Below are 23743 nucleotides of genomic sequence, written 5' to 3'. Positions count from 1 at the left end.
GGGATATGGAGAATGTACGTTTGAATTAGCGTTGTTAATGGGTGTGGGTGCCTGTTGTCTGTGAATTACTATAAGGGGGTGAGTTACTGCTCTGCCGGAAGGGGTTCCGGTAATGAAGCTGGTTCAATGCAGTCTCTAAAAACAATTAAAGGGGATGTATGAAACAATGAAGAAAGCTCCAGCACGTAAACTGTCACTTGCGATGGTGTTGTGTCTATCCTTCACCATGATGCTCAGCGGCTGCGGCGGCAATAACACCGCTGCGCCAACGAAGGCCCCGGCGGTTACAGAAGCTCCCACAGCAGCACCATCGGCAGATAACAACGCAGAATCAACAGATAGTCCAGATCCCGCTGCGGCAGGAAGCCCGTTGGATTTGGCAATGAAGGGTGAATATAAAGGCACGAAGGTCACGATGTTCGGCCCGTTTGTCGATGCGGACCAGGTGAAGTTCGAGAGCAGCATTAAGGAATTTGAAGAGAAAACCGGCATTGATATTCAATACGAAGGCTCCAAGGAATTCGAAGCTACGATTAATATCCGGGTCGATGGCGGCAATGCGCCGGATATCGCGGACTTCCCGCAGCCGGGCCTGCTGGCCTCTATTGCCAAGACCGGCAAGGTCATCGATCTGACCGGGGTGCTGGATCAGGCGAAGCTGACGGCCAATTACAATAAGAGTTGGCTGGATATGTCCACCATGGACGGCAAGGATGGCAAGATTATGGCCGGGATCTGGAACCGCAGCAATGTGAAGAGCCTGGTCTGGTATCCGAAGAAGCAATTTGACGAAGCGGGATACACGGTTCCGCAGACCTGGGATGAAATGATGGCCCTGACGGAGCAAATCGCCAAAGACGGTGATCCAGCCTGGGCAATCGGTATTGAGAGCGGCGCGGCAACCGGCTGGGCGGCAACCGACTGGGTAGAGAACATCATGCTGCGGACCACGACGCCTGAGAATTACGATAAGTGGGTAAGCGGTGAGCTGCCGTTCACTTCTCCTGAAGTGAAGAACGCGGTGGAAGTGATGTCCAAGATCTGGCTGAATAAGGATTATGTCTACGGCGGTGCTAAATCCATTGTCACTACTGCATTTGGCGATGCTCCGAAGCCGATGTTCGAGAATCCGCCCAAAGCCTGGTTCAACCTGATGGGGAACTTCATTACCAGCTTTTTCCCGGAAACGGCTAAGGTGGATACAGACTATGACTGGTTCTATCTTCCGCCGATTGATGAGCAGTACGGCAAGCCGGTCCTGGTGGCAGGCGACATCTACGCTATGTTCAATGACCGCCCTGAAGTACGCGCTGTAATGGAGTTCTTCACTACTGGCGAATCGATCAAAAGCTGGGTGCAATCCGGCGGTGTCATTGCCCCGATGAATGATGCTTCCCTGGATTGGTACCAGTCCGAATCCGACCGCCGGATGGCGAAGCTGGTGCAGGACGCTTCGACCCTGCGCTTCGATGGCTCGGACCTGATGCCAGGCAAGGTGGGTGCAGGTACCTTCTGGAAGGGCATGACTGACTATGTGAGCGGAACCGCTACGCTGGATCAGGCCCTGGAGCAGATTCAGTCAGGCTGGAAGAACTAAGAAGCAGGCAGCACGGGGCTTAGACACCAAGAGGTTGAAGGGGCGGTCTTGAGCAATCAGGCCTGCCCCTCAGCTGGTGGTAAAGGGTGCTTATGAAGAGGGCTCTGCTCTAACAGAGCCTATAGGAGGAACCGATATGGATGCACAAATAAGGCCGGAGCCGGGTGCCGCCGGGGCGCAGGCCAATCAGAGAATCAGCGGCAGGGCAGTCCTGCTATCGCTGGGCGTTTTGCTTGCGAATATTGTGGTCAACGGGCTGATTTTCCTGTTTTTCCGCGATTCAACGCTTCAACCGCTGCTGACAGCGGTGCTCGCAGTGTTGTGGGGCGTGCTGGGCGTATATCTGATCTACTACACCTTGACCTGGGCCGTGGAGCAGTACCCGGACCATGTCCGCAGGAAGGTGCTGCCATATGTTTTTGTCGGACCGGCTGTCCTTATTCTCGGTTGGCTGCTGATTCTGCCTGCCCTGCGGACGCTGTACTTAAGCTTCTTCAACGCTTCCTCCGAGAAGTTCGTCGGACTCAGCAATTACGCCGCGATCTTCAGCGACCGTCTGATGGCTACGGCTCTGCGCAACAACCTGCTCTGGGTGTTCGTGGGCACGCTGGCCTGTGTCTGCTTCGGGCTGCTGATTGCCATTCTTGCCGACCGGAGCAGCTATGAGCGGATCGCCAAATCGATTATTTTCATGCCGATGGCTATTTCCTTTGTTGCCGCCGGGGTCATCTGGAAGTTCGTCTATTATTATCAGCCGGGCGATGAGCAGATTGGACTCTTGAATGCGATTGTGACCTATTTCGGCGGTGAACCGCAGGCCTGGACGAGTATGCTGCAGCCGTGGAACAACTTCTTCCTTATTATCATTCTGATCTGGATGCAGACGGGGTTTGCGATGGTTATTTTCTCAGCGGCCATCAAAGGAGTGCCCGAGGATATTCTGGAAGCTGCACGGGTGGATGGTGCGGGTGAGGTGAAGATCTTTTTTGGCATCATGATTCCTTACATCTCTACGACGATTCTGACGGTGACCACCACGATTATTGTCTTTACGCTGAAAATATTTGACGTTGTCATGGTGATGACAGGCGGTCAATACGATACAGAGGTTGTAGCGACGCAGTTCTACCGGCAATTCTTCATGTACCGCAACTTCGGCTACGGCTCTACGCTGGCTATCGTGCTCCTGATCGCGGTATTGCCTGTTATCCTTATTAATCTGCGGCAGTTCCGCAAGCAGGGGGGATTCTAATGGTGGGCACCAAGAAAAAAAAGGGCAGCAAAACGGCCGTCAATCTGATTCTGGGCGTCATCTGCTTCCTCTGGATTCTGCCGACCTTCGGACTCTTCGCCTCCTCCTTCCGTCCCGCAGCGGATATTTTGCAGACGGGCTGGTGGAAGGTGTTCCCCCATCAGGAATGGAAAGCGGGCGGGACGGTGCAGCTTCCCAAGGAGGTTGATCTGCGGGAGCCGATTGAGGTGAACGGCAAGACCTATACGGATGAACAGCTCAAGGCAGGGGTGAAGGCGGATGGCAGCCGCCTGATGTGGGAGAACCGCAGGGCACGCACGGTGAATATGCAAGAGCAGGGCTGGCAGGCGGTGCCTGACCTCACGCTCGACAACTATAAGAATGTGCTGTCCGGCAAGGAGTACACACTCAAGGAAGCGGACGGCAGTGAAACGGTGCAAAAGGGGAGCGGATTGTCGCAGGCGTTCTGGAATACACTGACGATTGCTGTTCCGGCGACGGTGATTCCTGTGCTGATCGCCTCTTTTGCCGCCTATGCCTTCGCCTGGTTACGGTTTCCCGGACGCAAGACGCTGTTCGTCATTATTATTGCGATGCTGGTCATTCCGATTCAGGTTGCGCTCATTCCGGTACTCAAGGATTACACGGCGCTTGGGCTGAACGGCAGTTATCTTGGAATCTGGCTGGCACATACGGCCTTCGGGCTGCCGCTGGTTACGTACTTCATGTACAACTTCATCAGCCAGCTGCCGAAGGATCTGTTTGAATCAGCTTTTATTGACGGCGCCAGCCACTTTACTATTTTCAGCAGACTGATTCTGCCGCTGTCCGTGCCCGCGCTCGCTTCCATCGGGATCTTCCAGTTCCTCTGGGTATGGAATGATTATCTGGTGTCTCTGATCTTCATCGGGAACCAGCCGTCGGTTCAGGTCATGTCGATGAAGATCGCCGATCTGGTCGGCTCGCGCGGCAATGACTGGCATCTGCTGACCTCGGCAGCCTTTATCTCGATGCTGATGCCGCTGGCGATCTTCTTCCTGCTGCAAAAGTATTTCGTCCGGGGTCTGATGGGCGGCTCAGTCAAAGGCTGATCTGTGGCTGGGACAAGAGAAGCCGGCAATCGGGAGGAGAATACGAAGATGAGACCGGAGACAAATACGGAGATAAGTATGGAGATAAGTACGGAGATGAGTACGGAGATAAGTACGAAGATGAAAATAAAGATGAAGTCTTGTGAGCATCCTCCCGCCTTGTACCCTTACAGGGAGTGGAGTATCGAAGAGGAACACTATGAGGATGAATACAATCAGCGGAGCGAGAGTGTCTTTGCACTAGGCAACGGCTATATCGGTATGCGCGGGAATTTCGAGGAAGGCTATCACGGCAAGGCGGGGGCTTCGGTAGCCGGAAATTATCTGAACGGCTTCTTTGATTCTGAGCCGGTGGTCTATCCTGAGGGGGCCTTCGGGTACCCCTCCCGCAACCAGGCCATGCTGAATGTCAGCGATGCCCGTATCATCCGGCTCAGCATCGAAGGCCATGAGTTCCGGCTGGATCAGGGGAAACTGCACCGGTATAAGCGCCGGCTGGATATGCGCAGCGGTATGCTACACCGGGAGCTGGAGTGGGAATCTCCAGCCGGGCACCGGGTACTGCTGGTGATCCGCAGGATGGTTGCCTTGACGCATAAGCATCTGGCCGCTATCGACTATGCGGTGACGGCGCTGAATTTCTCCGGGACACTGAAGTTCGATTCTGCGGTGGACGGCGAGATTGCCCGGCCTGAGGTTACCGGTGACCCGAGGCTGGGGGCGGGCGGCGGCGAATCCCGCCTGCTGCTGGAGGATACCGGATATGACGAAGTCACCGGGGATCTGTGGATGAGGCAGCGGACCCGGCATACAAGATTCGCGCTGCTGACCGCTGTCAGCCATGCGCTGCAGGCGAAGTCCGGGCGCGAGATGAGCCACCAATTGATCGGGCAGCGCATCTCCGTCTGTTACGCCGCTGCTGTCCGCAGCGGAGAGACGGTGATGCTAACCAAATATATAACGTATCATACCTCCAGAGATTACGGGGAGGAGGAGCTGCCCGGCCGGAGTGCTGAAGTCTTGGCGCTGGCCAAGGAGCTGGGCTTCGCCGGTCTGGCCGGGGAGCAGCAGGCGTATCTGGACAGCTTCTGGGCACATGCGGATGTTGAGATTAGCGGTGATCCTGCACTCCAGCAGGGCATCCGCTTCAATGCTTATCAGCTGCTGCAATCCGTGGGCCGGGACGGAGCAACGAATATCGGAGCCAAGGGCCTGACCGGCGAAGGCTATGAGGGGCATTATTTCTGGGATACGGAGATGTACATGCTGCCGTTCTTCACCTTCACGCAGCCGGAGATCGCCCGTGCGCTGCTGGAATTCCGTTATGCTACGCTCGGCAAGGCCAGAGAGCGGGCAGCGGTCATGTCGCAGAAGGGGGCGCTGTACCCGTGGCGGACCATTGACGGCGAGGAGAACTCCGCCTACTTCCCCGCAGGCACTGCCCAGGCGCATATCAATGCGGACATTGCCTACGGCCTGAAGCAATATATCCAGGCCACAGGCGATATGGAATTTCTGGTTAGCCGGGGTGCGGAGATGCTGTTCGAGACCTCAAGGTTCTGGGCCGATCTGGGCCACTATAACCCCGCGCGCGGAGGGGCCTTCTGCATCGATGCAGTAACAGGGCCGGATGAATACACGGCGATTGTGAATAACAATGCTTACACCAACCTCATGGTGCAGGATCAGCTTCAGTATGCCTATGAGACGGCTCTGCTGCTTCAGCGGGACTATCACGCGGATTACGAACGGCTGCGGCAGGCGATCGGGTTAACTCCCGAAGAGGCAGAGGGCTGGAGAGAGGCCGCAGCACGGATGTTTATTCCTTTTGAAGAGCAGCTCGGGATCTATGCCCAGGATGATACCTTTCTGAGTAAGCAAAGATGGGATTTCGAGCATACGCCTGCGGATAAGTATCCGCTGCTGCTTCACTACCACCCGCTGGTGATCTACCGTCATCAGGTGCTGAAGCAAGCCGATCTGGTAATGGCTCTGTTCCTGCTTGGGAACAAGTTCAGCCTGGCGGATAAGCTGCGCAACTACCATTATTATGAGCCGCTGACGACGCATGACTCCTCGCTGTCTCCTTGCATCCACAGTATTATGTCTGCGGAGATCGGCGATCTGGCCGGGGCATACCGTTATTTCAGCCGCACGGTACGGATGGATCTGGACGATATCAACTACAATGCCAAGGACGGGCTGCATATGGCAGCGATGGCCGGGTCCTGGATGTCGATTGTGAACGGCTTCAGCGGCATGCGGCTGTCTCAGGGAGAACTGGGTTTTGCCCCTGTCCTGCCGGAGCAGTGGGAGAGCTACCGCTTCAAGGTTACAGTAGGCGGTCAGCTGCTGGATATCTTCGTTGAACGTGAGGCGGTAGTGTATACGCTGCTGGAGGGGACGGCGCTTGAGATCAGGCATAAGAAGCAGGCGCTGCAGTTGCTTCCGCAGGAGCCGGTGAGGATGTCGCTGGCGCAGCGGCTGGAGGCCGTAATCTTCGATCTCGACGGCGTGATTACGGATTCCGCCGAAGCTCATTATCTTGCCTGGCAGGCCCTTGCAGATGAGCTGGGTATACCCTTCAGCCGGGAAAAGAATGAACGGCTGAAGGGCGTCAGCCGGATAGAGTCGCTGGAGATCGTGCTGGAGGGCAGCGCCCTTGCGAAGCTGCCTGAAGCCGGGAAGCTCCGGCTGGCGGAGAAGAAGAACGATCATTACCGGCAGATGATCGGCCGTATCACCCCGGCGGACCTCCTGCCGGGGATCCGGGAGCTGCTCGATTCCCTGCGCGAGCGGGGAATCTCCGTGGGGCTGGCCTCGGCCAGCCTGAATGCGCCGCTCATTCTGGAGCGCCTCGGCGCAGCCCGGTGGTTCCAGGCCGTTGCCGACCCGGCTGCGCTCCGGAAGGGCAAGCCCGATCCGGAGATCTTCCTGCAGGCGGCAGAGCGGCTGGGTGTTCCGCCGGGCAACTGCATCGGCGTGGAGGATGCAGCCGCAGGCGTGGCCGCGATCCGGGCGGCGGGCATGAAGGCTGTAGGTATTGGGTCGGCCGGGCAGCTTGGCGCGGCCGACCTGGTGCTGCCCACTACGGCGGAGCTGGACGCCGGGAAGCTGCTTAAGCTGTTCGCGCGTTAGCCGCTGGCGGAGGGGGGGCATCGGGCAGCGACTTTGTTGTCCGTATAGTAAGGGAGCAGGCGCGTGGCAGGATGTATGCCGAAAACCGAACACAATTGGTGACGCGAAGGTGTGCGGGCCAAATGTAAGCGAAAAACCGAATACAATTGGTGGCGCGAGGGCTAGTGGGCCGAATGTATGCGGAAAACTGAATACAATTGGTGGCGCGAAGGTGAGCGGGTCCAATGTATGCGAAAAACTGAATACAATATGATGACGAGAAATAGAACGTATTTACTCAAAAGTTGCTGTCTTCATAATTACACACCATTTACTATGAGATTTTTAAAAAGCCTCTGCAGGTATGCAGAGGCTTTTTGGCTAGCAGGGCATGAGCTCTAAAGAAGTGAATACATTCATAAATGCGGCGATGGTTGGAGTTTAGTTCGAAGCGAACTTTCGTTGATAGATGTATTCTGTACAATTAAAAACCGTAAAATGGCAGGATTTCCTCTTCTAAGTGTAGTCTGTACAACTAAATTTGCCCAAAAGGGTGATAACCAGCCACAGCTGGAATTTTAGTTGTACGAAATACAGCTAAGTGGATTTTCGGCGGCACATCGGATGATTTAGTTGTACGGAATACAGTTAAGTACCTCACCACTCGCGCCTTTATCGGGTACAGCCAGCAAACCCTCAGCCCCCGCCTACTTTAAGTGGCAGCCTTTCCGGGTTGTAGCTCCCTCAGGTAGTAGCCCCCTCCTCCAGCTCCACAGGCAGAATGTGCGCAGCGGCTACGCTCTGGCCCTGCACCTGCTGCAGGATCAGGTCCACGGCCAGCTTGCCGATCGCTTCCATTGGCTGGCGGATGGTGGTGATCGGCGGGTCGAGCAGGCTGCGGAGCGCGATGCCGTCATAGCCGACGATCTTCACATCCTCCGGGACGCGCCGTCCTCTGGTGCGGCAGGCCTTCAGGGCATAGGCGGCGATGATATCGCTGCCCGCAAAAATCCCGTCCACCTCAGGATGCTCCGCAAAGAGCTGCCCGAGCAGCTGCTCGTAAGCTTCGAAGTCGAAGCTGTTGTTGTCGGTATGGAGGGTGACATACTCCAGATTGTGCTGCTTCGCCATATCCTCGAACGCCACACACCGCAGATGGGATAAGATATTCAGCTTGGGATGCCCGCCGATATGGGCGAGGTGCCGGCAGCCCTTTTGAATCAGAAGAGTGGTAGCCAGCTTGCCTCCCTCGTAATTATCCGAGCAGACATAAGGGATATCCGGTGAGATCTGCCGGTCGAACGTCACCAGCGGCAGATTCATCTGCCGGTAGGCATCAACCTCCAGCGTATGACTGCCCATAATAATGCCGTCTACCCGGCTTGCGCGCAGCATGTGGATGTATTCCTGTTCCTTCTGCTTGTCCTGCCACGAATTGCAGAGCAGCAGCTTATAGCCTTCCCGGTAGGCATGTTCTTCAATATGACTGGTCAATTCGCCAAAAAAAGGCAAAGACACATGCGGAATAATCAGTCCGATGATGTTGGATTTCAAGCGGCTAAGGGAGCGGGCCAGTTCGTTCGGCCGGTAATTCAGCTCCTCCATCGCCTGGTGCACCTTGTGCTTCAATTCCTCGCTTAAGTAACCCCTGTTGTTCAGTACCCGGGATACGGTGGTCGCCGATACGCCAGCCCTCAGCGCAACGTCTTTGATGGTCGGCATGGCCAGGCCTCCTGTCTGAGCAATCAACTGCAGATTCATTCTAACGTGAGCGGTCGGCTCTGTCCAATATGGACGGCTGCTGTCGCTTTTTGTTGTTTCTAAAAACACCTTTTCCCCCTATAATTGTATCAAAGCAGTCCTCGTATTTAAGCCCCATGCTATAGATCCTTCTACTTGTCAGATTCCGATTATGAGATAGATGAACGGGAGTGTGCGAATGAGTGTAGATCATATTCATCTCAGGTTGTTAAGAAGCTTGCTCTTGCCTCTACTGATCTTCCTGTGTACAACAGGCCCGGCAGGAGCCGCATACGCCGCAGCCGGGGAGCTTCCCGCCCGGAACGTGCTGGTGCTGCATTCCTATCAGAAGGGCTTTGCCTGGACCGATGACCAAAGTACCGGAATAGAGGAACGTCTCAAGGGCACAGCTAATCCCCCCGTCATTTACACTGAATATATGGACTGGAAAAGGTATCCCACGCAGGGGAACCTCGAACATTTCTACGAAACCATCCGATTCAAGTATCAGAACATCCCTATTCATACGATCATCACAACGGACGATGCGGCGCTGAGCTTCGCGATGAAGTATCGCCATGAGCTTCTGAACGATGCTCCGATTATTTTCAGCGGGGTCAACGAGCTGGGGGTGGACAGCCTACCGGATAAGCGCAACATGACAGGCGTTATTGAGAAAATCGATGCGGCGCCCACCATCCGCATGGCCATGGACCTTAACCCTTCGCTGAAAAAGGTGTATGTCGTCTTCGATAATTCGGAGAGCGGGCTGTCGACCGGCCGGATGGTGATGGATCAGATTAGCTCCTTGAATCCGGGGCTTGCGCTGTTCCCGATGAACCGCATGTCAATGGAACAGATCAAAGCTACGGCATCGGCGCTGTCCCCGGACAGTATTGTGCTGATGACTACATATTATAGTGACTCTACCGGAAGAATTGTGGAGTTCGACAGGTTCGCAAGCGAGCTGGGCAAGAGCAGCAGTGTTCCGGTGTATCATATCTATGATTTTGCATTGAATCATGGCGCCTTCGGCGGGAGCCTGATCAGCGGCAGAATGCAGGGGCAGACGGCGGCCGATCTGGCGCTGCGTATCCTGAAGGGGGAGCGTGCCGGGGATATCCCGGTGGTGACCGACAGTAATGTACGCAAGGTGTTTGATTACAATGAGCTGCAGCGGTTCAAGATATCACCGGATAAGCTGCCGAAGGGCAGCGAAGTGATTAACGAGCCGTTCTCCTTCTATCAGACGTACAAGGTGCTGGTGCTGAGCATCGTGGCTGCCTTTGCAGTGCTGGTAACCTTCATTCTGGTGTTGTTATTCTATGTGCAGCTGGTCAGAAGGATTAGGAGCAACCTGGAAAAAAGCAATGAACGCTTCAGCCTGGCAACCTACGGCTCGGATGCGGTAATCTGGGACGTTGATATGTCTACGATGATCTATTATTTCTCGGACAGCTGGTATGAGGTGCTAGGATATGCCCGGGATGAGCTGAATGAGAGCCGCGGCGGCTGGCGGGATATTCTCCATCCGGAGGATGCCGAGCAGGAGAACCGGCTGCGTATCCAGCATCTGGAGGGTCGTTCTTCTTACTACTACGCTGAATACCGGATGCGGAGCAAGGCAGGCGAATACAGGTGGTTTCAGGCCCGGGGCAAGGTGCTGCGTAATGCGGGCGGCGGATATATCCGGTTTGCCGGGTCAATGGTGGATGTCACGGACCGCAAGGGTTATGAGAGTAAGCTGCAGACGAGCTATCAGGAGCTGGAATCGACCTATGAGGAGCTGACTGCCCTGCAGGATGAGCTGCTGGAGCAGTATAACAAGGTGGTGGAGAATCAGGCGCTGCTGCAGACCAGTGAGGAGAAATACCGGCTGCTGGCTTATAATGACGTGCTTAGCGGTCTGCCGAACCGGCTGTCGTTATCCGAGGAGCTGGAGCGGTTCATTGAAGAGCATTCCGGCGGCCATGCGGCGCTGTTCTTCCTGGATCTCGATAACTTCAAGTACATTAATGACTCCATGGGCCATACCTTCGGGGATGAGCTGCTGGTGCAGGTCGGGGAACGGCTGCTTAGCCGCTCTGACGGGCGCAGTAAGCATTTCCGCTTCGGCGGCGATGAGTTTGTGATTCTGTTCAAGGATGTGGCGGAGGCAGGGGAGGTGATCCGCTATGCGGATTCCCTGGTACAGGGCTTCATGGAGCCGTTCCAGCTTCATGCGAGTGTGGTGCATATCACGGCCAGTATCGGGATTGCCCAATACCCGGAGAACGGGAAGAGTGCAGAGGAACTCCTGAAGAATGCCGACATTGCCATGTACAAGGCCAAAGAAGTGGGCAAGGGCAGCTATATGATCTACGGGCAGGAGATGCAGCAGTATTTTGACGAACGGATGATTATTGAGAATCACTTAAGAAGCGCGGTCTCCAATAATGAGCTGTCGCTGCATTACCAGCCGCTGGTGGATACCGGCTCCGGCGAGCTCTGGGGCTTCGAGGCGCTGATCCGCTGGAACAGCCCGGTGCTCGGCTTCGTCTCCCCCTTATCCTTCATCCGCATTGCCGAGGACTGCCGCCTGATCGTCCCCATAGGGGAGTGGGTGCTGCGCGCCGCCTGCCGGTTCACCAAGGATCTGCAGAATCAGGGCTATGAGGGCTATCATATCTCGGTTAATATCTCGGTCATTCAGCTTATGCTGGATGACTTCACGGAGATGGTGCTGAGCGTGCTGGAGGATACCGGGCTTGCGCCGGAGTATCTTGAGCTGGAGATTACAGAATCCATCTTCATGGAATCCTTCGAGGCGATCAGCTCCAAGCTGGAGGCGCTCAAGGAGAGGGGCATTGGGATTGCGCTGGATGACTTCGGAACGGGCTATTCCTCACTCAGCTATCTGAAGCAGCTCCCGATTACTACCCTGAAGATCGACAAGTCCTTCATCGACAGCATCGATACCCCGAACAATAGGTCGCTGGCCAGCTCCATCGTCACCATCGGCCATGATATGGGACTGAACGTTACGGCTGAAGGGGTTGAGACCCCGGAGCAGCTTGCTTTTCTGGAGCGGACCCGCTGTGACAAGATTCAGGGCTACTATATCAGCAAGCCTATTCCGGAGAAAGAGGTCGCGGGCTGGGTGGCTGGGCGGATTGCGGGTTGAGGTGAGGATCAATCCATACTACACCACAAAGGAAACCTTCCTTCTATATAAAAGAGGTTTCCCTGCTGCTCCTGCCCCGGCGCTATTTCAGCAGCTTCCGCGCCAGCTTGACCTTGCTGCCGTAGGGCGGGTAGACAATGCCGAGGTCCAGACGGGTGCCTCGCTTAACAATGCTTTTGTGATGGGAGAAGAGGTCGAAGCTGTATTTGCCGTGGTAGCCGCCGATCCCGGAGTTCCCGACACCGCCGAACGGCAGCCGGGTGCTGGCTACATGGGAAATGGTATCGTTGATGCAGCCGCCGCCGAAGGACACCTCGGTCATCACCTGTTGCTCCACCTGCTTATCGCGGGTGAACAGATAGAGAGCGAGCGGCTTCGGACGGGCGTTGATGCTCTGGATGGCCTCCTCCAGCCGGGTATACTCCATAATCGGCAGCACAGGCCCGAAGATCTCATCCTCCATGGAAGCGTCACTCCAGGCAGCCGGATAGATCAGAGACGGCTCGATATATAGCTCCTCGGGAATGACCGTCCCGCCCAGAATCAGCTTATCGCGGTCCCGCTCCAGCATCTCCCCGATCCGCCGCAGCTGGCGTTCATTCACGATCCGTCCGTAGTCTGTGTTCTGCCGGATGTCTGTGCCATAGAAATCAGTGACGCAGCGCTTCATCCGCTCAATCAGCTCGGCTGCTACCTCCCTATGGACCAGTAGATAATCAGGCGCAATACAGGTCTGTCCCACATTGATCAGCTTCCCCCAGACAATCCGCTTCGCTGCAGTCTCCAGGTCGGCGCTCCGGTCTACGATTACAGGGCTTTTGCCGCCCAGCTCAAGGGTGACGGGTACCAGGTTCTTCGCCGCCGCTTCCATGACAATTCTGCCGACAGGCACACTCCCGGTGAAAAAAATATAATCGAACGCCGCATGAATCAGCAGATTCGTCGTTTCCTTCTCACCCTGTACTACCCGGATATAGGCGGGATCAAAGGTCTCCCGGATCATGTCCTCAATGACAGCGGAGGTAGCGGGCGTGCTCTCGGAGGGCTTCAGTACGGCGCAGTTCCCGGCGGCAATGGCGCCGATTAACGGCTCGATCAGCAGCTGGAACGGGTAGTTGAACGGCCCGATAATTAGCACCGTCCCGTAAGGCTCGGCTATGATTCTGCTCCGTGCCGGGAACAGGTGCAGCGGTGAGCCTACCTTCACCGGCTTCATCCAGCGCCGTAGATGCTTCATCATATAGCCGATGCTGTCCAGCGTGAATCCGATCTCTGTGGCGTAAGCCTCGAATTCGCTTTTATGCAGATCCTGGTTCAGTGCAGCGATAATCCGGGCTTCATTGCGTGAGATGGCATCCTTCAGCTTCTGAAGCTGCTCCAGCCGGAAGCCGGGGGTTCTCGTGACTCCGCTGGCGAACCATTGTCTATGCTCAGCCAGCAGCCGGTCGATCTGTTGTGCAGTGTATGGTGGCATGCTTGTATCCTCCTTGGTTATTTGCGGTTCTTATAGATTGCCTGCCGAAGAGGGCAGAGTCTGGATGTAATCATGCATCCGGCTCCGGTTCAGCAGGGTGATTTCATTGCCCTTGAATTCGATCCAGCCCTGGTCGCGCAGGAATCCCAGCTCCCGCGACAAGGAGGGGCGGGCTGTATTCATATGCTCGGCCCATTCCTTCCGGCTGAAGGGGAGCTTCAGCCGATCGGACTCCTGCTGCTCTCCCTGCTCCAGCAGGAAGTCTACGATACGGCGGCGCAGCGGCCCGGCGGACAGGTTCTCGATCTTCCGGTTCACGAGCACCAGCCGCTCGGACAGATTCTCGATGAAGCGGGTGAGGATATCGGTGTCGGCCGCGAATAATCTCAGCAGCTCCTGCTTGCTGATGAACATCACCTTGCAGGGGCCAGTGGCTGTGACGGTGGCGGGCACGGTGTTATTCCTGCGGAATAATACAGCTTCGCCTATGGTCTGCCCTTCCTTCAGGTGGGCGATGGTTACACTGCTGCCGGTAGGGTGTGTCTTCTGCACCTCAATGCGGCCGGAGAGCAGAATACCAAGCCGGTCCGCCGGATCACCCTCTGCCAGAATAATCGCATTCTTATGGTAGGAACTTACAGAGTAAGCCAGTGTATGCAGCAGCTGTTCGATCTCATCTGCGGACTTTCCGCGAAATAGCAGGCAGGCTTGCAGCGAAGCAGGCTCCGGTCTCATACTTTTCCTCCCGATGTGTTGTAATTGGTAACATTCGTTACCGATTGATAGACGAAAGTCTACTACAATTATTGGTAACTGTAAAGGCGAGGCACAGAGCGATTCCATTAATGATAAGGAGTGATCCAGGTAATGAGCGAAATGTTTTGTTTCCAGTGTCAGGAGGCAGCTAAGGGGACGGGTTGTACGATTCAGGGGGTGTGCGGTAAGACCAGTGAGGTAGCAAATCTGCAGGATCTTCTGGTGTATACACTTAAGGGTATTGCCATCTTCGCGCGCAACGGGCGTGAGCTGGGGATTACTGATCCGGTGACGGAGAAATTTATGATAGAGAGCTTGTTCGCTACCATTACCAATGCTAACTTTGTGCCGGAATACTTCACTGCGAAGATCCGGGAAGGACTGGCCCTGCGGGATCTGTGGCACAGCAGAGTGGCTGATGCCGGAGTGATGGCCTATTTGTCGGAGCATGACGCGGCGAACTGGAATGCAGTGACCGATGAAGAGCTGATGGACAAGGCGGCAACGGTAGGTGTGCTAGCTACAGAACATGAGGATATCCGCTCTTTGCGCGAGCTGCTGACCTATGGCCTGAAGGGAATGGCTGCTTACATGGAGCATGCCGCGGTATTGGGCTTCTACGAAGCAGGAGCACATGCTTTTATGGAAAAAGGCTTGGCAGCTGCATTGGATAACAATCTGAGCGGCGGTGAGCTGACAGCGCTGGTGCTGGAATGCGGCAAGTTCGGCGTGGATGTGATGGCGCTGCTTGACCGTGCGAACACCGCAGCCTACGGCAATCCGGAGATCACCACAGTCAATATTGGAGTAGGTACGAACCCTGGTATTCTGATCAGCGGTCATGACCTCAAGGATATGGAGGCGCTGTTGAAGCAGACCGAGGGTACTGGAGTGGATGTGTATACGCACAGTGAGATGCTGCCGGCCCACTACTATCCGGCCTTCAAGAAGTATAGCCACTTCGTAGGCAACTACGGCAATGCATGGTGGAAGCAGAATGAGGAATTTGCCAGCTTCAATGGTCCGATTCTGATGACTACGAACTGTATTGTGCCGCCGAAGGACAGCTACAAAGACCGGCTGTACACGACAGGCAACACCGGGTATCCGGGAATTCAGCATATCGCGGCAGGCGCGGACGGAGAGAAGGATTTCTCGGCGCTGATTGAGCAGGCCAAGAGCTGCAGCGCTCCGGTGGAGATTGAGACAGGCGAGATTATCGGCGGCTTCGCGCATGCGGCTGTAATGAATGTCGCGGATCAGGTGGTTGGAGCAGTAGAGAGCGGCGCCATCAAGCAATTCTTCGTCATGGCTGGGTGCGACGGACGGATGAAGAGCCGGAATTATTACACCGATTTCGCGGCAGAGCTGCCGAGTGACACGGTGATCCTTACCGCAGGCTGTGCCAAATACAAATATAACAAGCTGGCGCTTGGCGATATCGGCGGAATTCCCCGTGTACTTGATGCCGGCCAGTGCAATGACTCTTATTCCCTTGTGGTCATAGCGCTTAAGCTGAAGGAAGTGTTCGGTCTTGCAGATATCAACGATCTTCCGATCTCCTATAACATTGCCTGGTATGAGCAAAAAGCGGTGATTGTACTGCTGGCGCTGCTGCATCTGGGCGTGAAGAACATTCATCTGGGTCCTACACTTCCGGCCTTCCTGTCGCCTAATGTAGCTAAGGTTCTGGTAGATACCTTCGGCATCGGCGGTATTACTACGGTACAGGAAGACATGGAGCGGTTCATTGCTGCGGTATAATGCAATACAGCTTCAGCATTAGCCAAAATACACAAAAGCGAGTCTCCGTATACGGGGGCTCGCTTTTGTGTATGGATATGAACGTCACCGTCAGCGCTTACGGCAGCCGGTAGACTGCAAACGGCTCGCCGGTGCGGAAGGCGGCGCTGGCCTGGTCAAGCTGCTCAAGTATTCCCTCATCCGGTGAAGCGGAGAGACTCTGCAGATTATGTTGTACCTGCTCTACTGTAGTTGCACCGACAATCACCGTGGAGACGGCGGGCCGGTTCATCAGCCAAGCCAGGGATAGAGCTGCAGGTGAGGTGCCCAGTCGCTCCGCAATGTCCTGAACCTGCTCCCCGAGCGAGATGCGCTCCGGGGTAAGGAAGCGTCGGAAGTTCGGATCTGTCTCTGCTCTGGAGCCGGCAGGGGCTTTGCTGCTGCCAGTATATTTGCCGGTAAGAATGCCGCCCGCCAGAGGGAAGTATGGGATGATGCCCAGACCCTGATCCAGGCATAGCGGAAGCAGCTCCGCTTCGGGCGTGCGGTCAGCCAGCGAATAGCTGCACTGGATAGAGATGTATTTCGCGAAGTGCCGGGCTTCGCTGATTCCAAGCGCCTTCATCAGCTCCCAGGCGGCATAATTGGAGGCTCCGATATAGCGCACCTTGCCTGCGGAGATCAGATCATCCAGAGTACGCAGCGTTTCCTCCAGCGGTGTGTAGGGATCGAAGGTGTGAATCTGATACAGATCCACATGGTCGGTCTTCAGCCGGCGCAGGCTGCCCTCCAGCTCCTGCATCAGATGATGGCGCGAAGAGCCGCTGCCGCCGGGTCCCTCATGCTTCGGCAATCCGGCTTTGGTCGCCAGCACTGCGTTATGGCGTTTGCCTTCCAGCGCAAGGCCGATGATCCGCTCCGATTCAGATCCGGCATAGATATTGGCGGTATCGATGAAATTGATGCCCTGATCCATAGCGGTGTGCAGAATGCGGACCGAGGTCTCCTGATCTGCCCGTTTGCCGAAGGAATTGGTTCCAAGACCCAGGGCGGACACCTGCAGGCCGCTATTGCCCAGACGGTTATATCGCACGCTCTCACTTCTCCTTATATAGTAGTAGTCTTAGCAGGAATCACGCACAAGCAGCTTGCCGCCGGACTCCAGGCGGCTGTCCTGTGACCGGGCGAGATTAATCACCGCATGCTCCTCCTGGAGCAGCTCAATCTCCTCACCCAGCTTAAGCAGCAGCCTGGAGAAGCGGCTTAGGACACTGTCCGTGATGTACCCGGTGAATTGTCCCGGATGGGCGAATACCTCAAGCATCTGCCAGAGCTGGTCCGTGCCGGAGCCGAACGCCCCGTTCATACGGCTTAGCGCAGCCTGAAGATCACGGATCAGGCTGCCCAAGTGGCTGTATTTATCCTCCAGCAGCAGCATGACTACCAGGCCGTAATTCACGGATTGCTGGCGGGATTCCACATTCTTGGCCAGCTGGCGCGCTGCCTCAAGCAGTCCGTCCGTCTCTGTCCGCAGCAGGCATGCGAGGCTGTGCAGACGATGCTGCATTACCCCGGCGTGTCCGGCGTACAGGCCGCTGCCGGTGACCTGGCCGCTAACGTAAATACTGCCGGTGGCTATAATTGTAGATTGGCGGATATCGCCATAGACGTACACATTCCCGAGGGCTTCAATTCGTACAGGTCCTTCCAGATCTCCCGGTACAATGATGTCACCTGCGAACATAACATCGCCCGCAGGATCTGTCATCTCTCTGGCCAGAAGACTGACCGGAGGGAAGTCACATATCCGGACGCTGCCGCTTCCTCCGCAGATACGGGGCCTGCCGGTGTGCCGGGCTACGATATTGCCACAGGGAAGGAGCTTGGCATGATTACCGGCAGCAAAGTAGATATCCTGCGGCGGGGGAGGGGGCAGGACCCTTCCGTCTGTGTCGAGGCCGGGAATGCCTTCTTCCGGCGGCAGCTTGCGGGCGAAGACTTCGCCTGCAAAGGCAAAGGGGGCTCCCGGGAAACGGAGATACTCCAAGGGTTCCGCAGGCTTCTGACCCCGGGCTCCCTGTCCCTGAAGCATCCGGTTCCCCTCCAGTGTATGCTCAGGCAGCAGGAATTCCAGCCGGGCTTCCTTGCCGGGCAGCGGGGCTCTGCCTTCAGCGATGCATACGGGGAGATATGTAGGGTTCTCCAGCTCCGCGTACAGGGCGGGAATGTTCAGGTTGCGCAGAATAAAACGGTTGTCCAGTGAGGCGATAATCTGTTCTATGGTGAGCGTGGACAGCAGCATCGCCGGATTGGGCTGGGCACGGACGACCGCTTCGAAGGCGGCGGGGCAGTTGACCAGATTCCAGGCGTACTTCTCTGCACGGTATAAAGTGAAGTGGACCTTGAGCTTGTCAGGCGATACGGTAATTTCATATTGCGGCTTCTCACAGATCTCCCAAGTGATATAATCCGCTCTGGTCACCTCGGTCGGCTCTGTAACGGTCTTCCAGTTGATCTTCAGGACAACAGGGTGGACCGCAGAAATGCGGGCGGGAGCACCTCCGGGGAGCGGGGGAGTAATGAATATCTGGTTGTCCTGCACGAGGATAATTCCATTCTTATCTCCAGTTGTCCCGTCAGAAGCTCGGCCCTCCACAGAGAATGAATCCAGGAGACCTTTACGTTCGAGCATCAGGGACTCTACGAATTCATATCGGCTTGGTTCGATATCCTGCTGCGGCATGGTTGTAACCTCACTTTTTCGTATGATCAATGGCAATTCGTACAGAAAAAGAACATCATCAAGCCTGGGAGGCTTTCCCTCCTGAATAGCTGGCTTAAGTGGTCTCTATTGGCAGCCTGGCAACCGTAAACGCAGATTCCGGCGTTCTTAGGCCCATAGCTTTGCGTCCTGCCCTTTCGGGGAGTTTGCCTTTAGAAATAGATCAATGATATACATCCTGTAGAGGTGGGAGTTATGGTCGACTGTAATCGACAAAAAGAGTCATAAATAGTTCTTACGCGTCATTAACTTCTGCAAACAAGCTTAATTCTAGTACTTAAAGAGCTATTTTTCAACTATATTATGCCTATTTATCAAAAAACTCGAAATATGCAGCTCTATTTCGACAAAAAAACTGGTTTCCCAGCGCTTACAGCTTATGGAAGAGGCAGGGGGAGGAAAGTATGAGCATTCAACTGTTGGGACACCCTGGGCTTGGTAAGACTCGGAGTGTTCTTTTTTGATAAGCGATTTTGCGAGTGTTAATGTTATGTGTATGTTAACTATGTAAATAAACACAAACATTCAGTGTATTATTTCGTAATAAAACCGAAGACATCGCAAATTCATTGTAATATAATCTAACTCATACCAAGGAAACGCGAATTAATGTTAACTAATGTAACATTAATAGAGATGGCGACATCAGGAGAGGAGCATAAACCATGCAGATTGCAGCAACACCTTACATCTGGCCTTATAACGGGGCTGTGGACCCGGCGAAGACAGCGCTGATGATTATCGACATGCAGACGGATTTTTGCGGCAAGGGCGGTTACGTCGAGAGAATGGGTTATGACCTCTCATTAACAGCGAGGGCGATCCAGCCCATTCAGCGGCTGCTGGCCCGTATCCGGGACATCGAAGGCTTCACCGTGATCCATACCCGCGAGGGGCATAAGCCGGATCTGTCGGATCTGCCGGCGAACAAGCGGTGGCGCAGCCGCCAGATCGGGGCCGAGATCGGCTCCGAAGGACCGGCGGGACGAATCCTCGTGCGGGGGGAGCGCGGCTGGCAGATCATTGATGAGCTGGCGCCTGCCCACGGAGAGTACATTATAGACAAGCCGGGCAAAGGGAGCTTTTACGCAACAGACCTGGACCTGATCCTGAAGAATAAAGGAATTACCCATCTGATTCTGACCGGTATTACTACCGATGTCTGTGTACACACCACGATGAGGGAAGCCAATGACCGCGGGTACGAGTGTCTGATCCTTGCAGATTGTACAGGAGCGACGGATGAAGCGAATCACCTGGCGGCGCTGAGTATGGTTCAAATGCAGGGCGGAGTGTTCGGCAGTGTAAGTGATTCACAAGCGGTGCTGAAGGCGCTGGAGCAATACTAAATCATTTATAAACGGGGGAATAACCATGTGGAACAAGTCCAGAACAAAAGCGCTGATGCTGTTAACCTCGCTAATGCTGCTCCTGACCGCCTGCGGTAACAATACGGAAGCCGGGAAGGCTGAAGGCCAGGGAGCGGAAGGCTCGGGCGAGCTGAAAAAGGTGGTGCTCCGGCTGAAGTGGATTCACCAGGCGCAGTTTGCCGGCTTTTATACCGCAGTGGAAAAAGGCTTCTATAAAGAAGCGGGGCTGGATGTTGAGATCCGCCCGGGGGGCTCGGATTTCCCGGCTGTGCAGATGGTAGCTTCCGGCAGTGAGGAGTTCGGAGTTACCGGTGCCGACCAGATCGTCATCGCCAGAGAGAAAGGCGTCCCGGTCAAAGCGTTGTCCGCGATCTACCGCAAAACCCCGTTCGTCATGTTCACGCTCAAAGAGTCCGGGATCAAGACTATGGAGGATCTGGTCGGGCAAAAGGTGGGCATTAAACTGGGCGGCAATGAAGAGCTGACCTTCCGTGCCATGGAGAAAAGCGCGGGTATCGACCCTTCGCAAATCGAAGAGATGCCGGTCAAATATGATCTGAGTCCGCTGTTAACCGGTCAGGTCAAGGCCTGGCCCGGATATGTCATTAATGAAGTGCTGGCTGTAGAGGAGCAGGGCAAGGAAGTGAATATTATCGACCCGAACGACTATGGCATCAATTTCTATGCCGATACCTTGTTCACTACGGAGTCTATCATCAAGAAGGACCCGGAGATGGTCGCCAGCTTCGTACAGGCCTCTATGCAGGGCTGGGATTATGCAGTAAAGCATCCAGAGGAAGCGGCGGAATTCGGTCTGAAGTATGGCGAGAAGCTGGATCTGAAGCATGAGGTCAATATGATGAAGGCCAGCATTCCGCTGCTGGATCCGGAGAAGCTCCCGCTGGGCTCAATGGACGAGGCATCTTGGGAGACATTGCAGAAGAATCTGGTCGAGCTGGGATTTGTGAAAAAGGAACAGGACATCGGCGGATTGTTCACCAACGAGTTTTTGAAATAAGGAGGGGACCGACAATGACAACAGCGATCAAAGAACAGCTGGATGCTGCCGCCGCGCAGCATCCCGGTACCCGGGAAACCATGCTCTCCCTGCGCAATTGCTCTCTGTCCTTCGGCAACGTGCCTGTGCTGAATCAGGTCAGTCTTGATGTATACCGCAATGAGTTCATTTCGATTCTCGGACCGAGCGGCTGCGGGAAATCCACGACACTGCGGCTGATGCTGCGGCTGTTAAGCCCGGAAGCAGGCGGGGAGGTTGCCTATTCCTCGCCTGATCTGTCCCTGGGCATGGTCTTTCAGAAGCCGGTCCTGATGCCGTGGCTCAGCGCCTTACAGAATGTCATGCTGCCGCTGGAGCTGGGCGAGAAGAAGAAGTTCAGCAAAGCCGAGGCACGTGAAAAAGCAGAAAGTGCACTGCGCCTGGTCGGCCTCCAGGATTATCTGAACCACTTCCCGCATCAGCTCAGCGGCGGGATGCAGCAGCGGGCAGCGATTGCCCGGGCGCTGGCGGCCGATCCGACGGTGCTGCTGATGGATGAGCCGTTCGGCGCGCTGGATGAGCTGACACGCGAGAAGCTTAATTTCGAGCTGCTGCGGCTGTGGGAGAGCCCGGAGACCAGTCTAAGCAGCATTGTGATGGTCACCCATTCGATCCATGAATCCGCGCTGCTGTCGGACCGGGTCGTGATGATGTCTCCCCGGCCTGCCGGTGTGACGGATATCATTCCGGTGACGCTGCCCTCCCCGCGTGAGGCGGGCATGGAGGAGCTGCCGGAATTCCACCGGATTGTCAAGGAACTGAGAAAGCGGGTGAAGCATCTATGACGGTCAAAATCAAAGACACCCTGTACCCGGTCACGTTTGCGCTCGGCTTCCTGCTGCTGTGGGAGTTGGCTGTACGTCTCCTGTCGGTTCCGATGTATCTTCTGCCTGCGCCTACGCAGGTAGTCTCGGCTATCAATGGCTCGCTGTGGTCGCATACGCTGGTTACGCTGGGCGAAGCGCTGACCGGGTTCATTCTCGCCAATATCCTCGGCCTGGCTACCGCAGTGATTTTTGTTCATTCCAAGCCGATTGAGAAAGGGATGTTCCCGCTGGCTATCGCCCTTAAGACTACACCGCTGGTGGCGCTGGCCCCGCTGCTGGTCGTCTGGCTGGGGACCGGGTATACCTCGAAGGTAATCGCTTCGATGCTGATCTGTTTTTTCCCGATTCTGGTGAACAGCGTCAAGGGTCTTAAGGCGATTGAATACGAAGCCTGGGAGCTGTTCTCCACCTATAAAGGGACGAAGAGCGAAATCTTTTGGAAGCTGCGCCTGCCGACGAGTCTGCCTTATATCTTCTCTGCCCTCAAAATCTCCACCTCGCTCGCGATAGTCGGTGCCATAGTCGGCGAATTTGTCGGAGCCAATAAGGGACTCGGTTATGTAGTGCTTGTCTCTTCCTATCATATGGATACGCCGGTGATGTTCTCGGCCATTATTGCTTCGGCGCTGTGCGGCCTGCTGCTGTTCTGGTGTATCGGGCTGCTGGAGAAACGGGTTATTTTCTGGACAAGGAGCGATGATCTATGATGAACTGCTCGGTCATTCGAATCCCGGCAGGCGCGCCGCATGATATGTCGGGATTAAGCGCAGCGGTGGAAGCAGGCCTGTTCCGGCCGGAGGAAGTGGTCGCAGTGCTGGGGAAGACGGAGGGAAACGGCTGTGTGAATGATTTTACACGGGGTTATGCTGTGATGGCCTTGAAAGGATTCTTTGCTGAAGCGGCAAAAGGAGGAGCTGCCGACATCTCTTATGTGATGTCCGGCGGTACGGAAGGGGTGCTCAGCCCGCACTTCACGGTTATCAGCCGCAGCGGGCAGAAGGAGCCGGGTGTGGTCACTGATGGCCTGAAGTCACTCGCCATTGGAGTCGCCAGAACCCGGAGCTTCCGGACGGAGGAACTGGGACGGCTCCCTCAGGTGGACGCCGTGGCGGATGCCGTGGCCCGTGCGGTCATGGATGCGGGCATCACCTCACCGGAGGATGTACATTTTGTACAGATCAAATGTCCGCTGCTTACCGCTGAGCAGATCTATGAGGCACACAGCCGTGAGGGTTCGCTCGTCACAGAGGATACTTATAAATCGATGGGCTATTCCAGAGGAGCTTCTGCACTGGGTGCCGGGGTAGCGCTGGGTGAGGTGGATCGTGCGGCCTTGCAGGAAGAAGAGATCTGCACGGACTGGACTCAATTCAGCGCGGTAGCCTCCACTTCGGCGGGCAGTGAGCTGTCCTGCTGCGAAGTGATTGTGTTCGGGAACTCACTGTCTGCGGACGGCCCGTACCACATCGACCATGCCGTGATGCAGGATGCTGTGGATGGCGCTGCGCTTCAGGGCCTGCTGGACCGTTATCCCGGTGAAGAGCTGGTGCAGGTGCTGGCCAAGGCGGAAGCCGATCCCGATGGCATCATCCGCGGACGCCGCCATATCATGCTGGATGACTCGGATATCAATCATACCCGCCATGCGCGGGCTGTAGTCGGCGGTGTGCTGGCCTATGTCGGCGGCGACCCGATGATCTACGTCTCCGGCGGAGGCGAGCATCAGGGGCCGAAGGGCGGAGGACCGGTGGCGGCTGTGTTCCGCCGCAGGTAG

General features: G+C 55.7%; 16 protein-coding genes and 1 riboswitch. Of the genes, 11 read left to right on the top strand and 5 right to left on the bottom strand.

The window, feature by feature from the left end; genetic code table 11:
* Positions 1–166 precede the first annotated feature (166 nt).
* The 4 genes from NST69_RS29645 (at position 167) to pgmB (ending at position 7078) form a co-directional block, all read left to right on the top strand.
* On the top strand, positions 167–1597 hold the full coding sequence (locus NST69_RS29645; protein ID WP_036728110.1) for an ABC transporter substrate-binding protein: 1431 nt from the start codon (positions 167–169) through the stop codon (positions 1595–1597).
* A gap of 136 nt (positions 1598–1733) precedes the next feature.
* Complete coding sequence (locus NST69_RS29640; RefSeq protein ID WP_051478249.1) at positions 1734–2849, top strand: sugar ABC transporter permease; 1116 nt, start codon at positions 1734–1736, stop codon at positions 2847–2849.
* Positions 2849–3940 carry a carbohydrate ABC transporter permease gene (locus NST69_RS29635; RefSeq protein ID WP_036728111.1) on the top strand — a complete coding sequence of 364 codons (1092 nt, stop codon included), beginning with the start codon at positions 2849–2851 and terminating at the stop codon, positions 3938–3940. Before NST69_RS29640 ends, NST69_RS29635 begins: the two co-directional genes overlap by 1 nt.
* A 48-nt stretch (positions 3941–3988) precedes the next feature.
* Complete coding sequence (gene pgmB, locus NST69_RS29630) at positions 3989–7078, top strand: beta-phosphoglucomutase (RefSeq protein ID WP_342547877.1); 3090 nt, start codon at positions 3989–3991, stop codon at positions 7076–7078.
* A 723-nt stretch (positions 7079–7801) separates the two neighbouring features.
* On the opposite strand, the gene NST69_RS29625 is transcribed toward pgmB, so the two are convergent.
* Positions 7802–8779: a LacI family DNA-binding transcriptional regulator gene (locus NST69_RS29625; RefSeq protein WP_342547876.1), complete on the bottom strand. Its 978-nt coding sequence runs from the start codon at positions 8777–8779 to the stop codon at positions 7802–7804.
* 217 nt (positions 8780–8996) lie between these two features.
* On the opposite strand from NST69_RS29625, the gene NST69_RS29620 reads away from it, so the two are divergent.
* Positions 8997–11960 carry an ABC transporter substrate binding protein gene (locus tag NST69_RS29620; RefSeq protein WP_342547875.1) on the top strand — a complete coding sequence of 988 codons (2964 nt, stop codon included), beginning with the start codon at positions 8997–8999 and terminating at the stop codon, positions 11958–11960.
* Between the two features lie 82 nt (positions 11961–12042).
* Here NST69_RS29620 and NST69_RS29615 read toward each other — a convergent pair whose 3' ends face one another.
* Together NST69_RS29615 and NST69_RS29610 are read right to left on the bottom strand one after the other, a co-directional pair.
* Positions 12043–13434, bottom strand: coding sequence for an aldehyde dehydrogenase (locus NST69_RS29615; protein WP_342547873.1), 1392 nt, complete (start codon positions 13432–13434; stop codon positions 12043–12045).
* A 30-nt stretch (positions 13435–13464) separates the two neighbouring features.
* Positions 13465–14169, bottom strand: coding sequence for a Crp/Fnr family transcriptional regulator (locus NST69_RS29610; protein WP_342547871.1), 705 nt, complete (start codon positions 14167–14169; stop codon positions 13465–13467).
* Between the two features lie 132 nt (positions 14170–14301).
* Here NST69_RS29610 and hcp point away from each other — a divergent pair, with 132 nt between their 5' ends.
* The gene (gene hcp, locus NST69_RS29605) at positions 14302–15954 is read left to right on the top strand and encodes a hydroxylamine reductase (protein WP_342547870.1); all 1653 of its coding nucleotides are present in this window, start codon (positions 14302–14304) and stop codon (positions 15952–15954) included.
* Positions 15955–16051: 97 nt separating this feature from the next.
* On the opposite strand, the gene NST69_RS29600 is transcribed toward hcp, so the two are convergent.
* Positions 16052–17026 carry an aldo/keto reductase gene (locus tag NST69_RS29600; protein ID WP_342547869.1) on the bottom strand — a complete coding sequence of 325 codons (975 nt, stop codon included), beginning with the start codon at positions 17024–17026 and terminating at the stop codon, positions 16052–16054.
* A 30-nt stretch (positions 17027–17056) separates the two neighbouring features.
* Positions 17057–18676: a flagellar assembly protein A gene (locus NST69_RS29595; RefSeq protein ID WP_342547868.1), complete on the bottom strand. Its 1620-nt coding sequence runs from the start codon at positions 18674–18676 to the stop codon at positions 17057–17059.
* Positions 18677–18783: 107 nt separating this feature from the next.
* A riboswitch (cyclic di-GMP riboswitch) is annotated at positions 18784–18876 on the bottom strand.
* 504 nt (positions 18877–19380) lie between these two features.
* Between NST69_RS29595 and NST69_RS29590 the strand changes: the two genes are divergently transcribed.
* The 5 genes from NST69_RS29590 to NST69_RS29570 are packed head-to-tail and all read left to right on the top strand — an operon-like array spanning position 19381 to position 23743.
* The gene (locus NST69_RS29590; RefSeq protein WP_342547867.1) at positions 19381–20064 is read left to right on the top strand and encodes an isochorismatase family cysteine hydrolase; all 684 of its coding nucleotides are present in this window, start codon (positions 19381–19383) and stop codon (positions 20062–20064) included.
* A gap of 25 nt (positions 20065–20089) precedes the next feature.
* A complete protein-coding gene (locus NST69_RS29585) occupies positions 20090–21103 on the top strand; it encodes an ABC transporter substrate-binding protein (RefSeq protein ID WP_036728127.1) in 1014 nt (337 codons plus the stop codon).
* 14 nt (positions 21104–21117) lie between these two features.
* Positions 21118–21927 (top strand): ABC transporter ATP-binding protein, encoded by an 810-nt coding sequence (locus NST69_RS29580; protein WP_342547864.1) that lies wholly within the window; start codon positions 21118–21120, stop codon positions 21925–21927.
* Positions 21924–22676: an ABC transporter permease gene (locus NST69_RS29575; RefSeq protein ID WP_036728133.1), complete on the top strand. Its 753-nt coding sequence runs from the start codon at positions 21924–21926 to the stop codon at positions 22674–22676. The genes NST69_RS29580 and NST69_RS29575 overlap by 4 nt, the downstream gene beginning before the upstream one ends.
* Positions 22673–23743: a ring-opening amidohydrolase gene (locus NST69_RS29570; RefSeq protein WP_342547863.1), complete on the top strand. Its 1071-nt coding sequence runs from the start codon at positions 22673–22675 to the stop codon at positions 23741–23743. Before NST69_RS29575 ends, NST69_RS29570 begins: the two co-directional genes overlap by 4 nt.

This window comes from Paenibacillus sp. FSL P2-0089 (assembly GCF_038595095.1).
Taxonomy (GTDB): Bacteria; Bacillota; Bacilli; order Paenibacillales; family Paenibacillaceae; genus Paenibacillus_AQ; species Paenibacillus_AQ silagei.
The sequence above is the reverse complement of the archived record's forward strand: the minus strand, read 5'-3'. Positions and strand labels throughout refer to the sequence as shown.

Coding starts and splice junctions, on each gene's coding strand:
- NST69_RS29645 (WP_036728110.1), top strand. CDS start 167: ATGAAGAAAGCTCCAGCACGTAAACTGTCACTTGCGATGGTGTTGTGT.
- NST69_RS29640 (WP_051478249.1), top strand. CDS start 1,734: ATGGATGCACAAATAAGGCCGGAGCCGGGTGCCGCCGGGGCGCAGGCC.
- NST69_RS29635 (WP_036728111.1), top strand. CDS start 2,849: ATGGTGGGCACCAAGAAAAAAAAGGGCAGCAAAACGGCCGTCAATCTG.
- pgmB (WP_342547877.1), top strand. CDS start 3,989: ATGAGACCGGAGACAAATACGGAGATAAGTATGGAGATAAGTACGGAG.
- NST69_RS29625 (WP_342547876.1), bottom strand. CDS start 8,779: ATGCCGACCATCAAAGACGTTGCGCTGAGGGCTGGCGTATCGGCGACC.
- NST69_RS29620 (WP_342547875.1), top strand. CDS start 8,997: ATGAGTGTAGATCATATTCATCTCAGGTTGTTAAGAAGCTTGCTCTTG.
- NST69_RS29615 (WP_342547873.1), bottom strand. CDS start 13,434: ATGCCACCATACACTGCACAACAGATCGACCGGCTGCTGGCTGAGCAT.
- NST69_RS29610 (WP_342547871.1), bottom strand. CDS start 14,169: ATGAGACCGGAGCCTGCTTCGCTGCAAGCCTGCCTGCTATTTCGCGGA.
- hcp (WP_342547870.1), top strand. CDS start 14,302: ATGAGCGAAATGTTTTGTTTCCAGTGTCAGGAGGCAGCTAAGGGGACG.
- NST69_RS29595 (WP_342547868.1), bottom strand. CDS start 18,676: ATGCCGCAGCAGGATATCGAACCAAGCCGATATGAATTCGTAGAGTCC.
- NST69_RS29590 (WP_342547867.1), top strand. CDS start 19,381: ATGCAGATTGCAGCAACACCTTACATCTGGCCTTATAACGGGGCTGTG.
- NST69_RS29585 (WP_036728127.1), top strand. CDS start 20,090: ATGTGGAACAAGTCCAGAACAAAAGCGCTGATGCTGTTAACCTCGCTA.
- NST69_RS29580 (WP_342547864.1), top strand. CDS start 21,118: ATGACAACAGCGATCAAAGAACAGCTGGATGCTGCCGCCGCGCAGCAT.
- NST69_RS29575 (WP_036728133.1), top strand. CDS start 21,924: ATGACGGTCAAAATCAAAGACACCCTGTACCCGGTCACGTTTGCGCTC.
- NST69_RS29570 (WP_342547863.1), top strand. CDS start 22,673: ATGATGAACTGCTCGGTCATTCGAATCCCGGCAGGCGCGCCGCATGAT.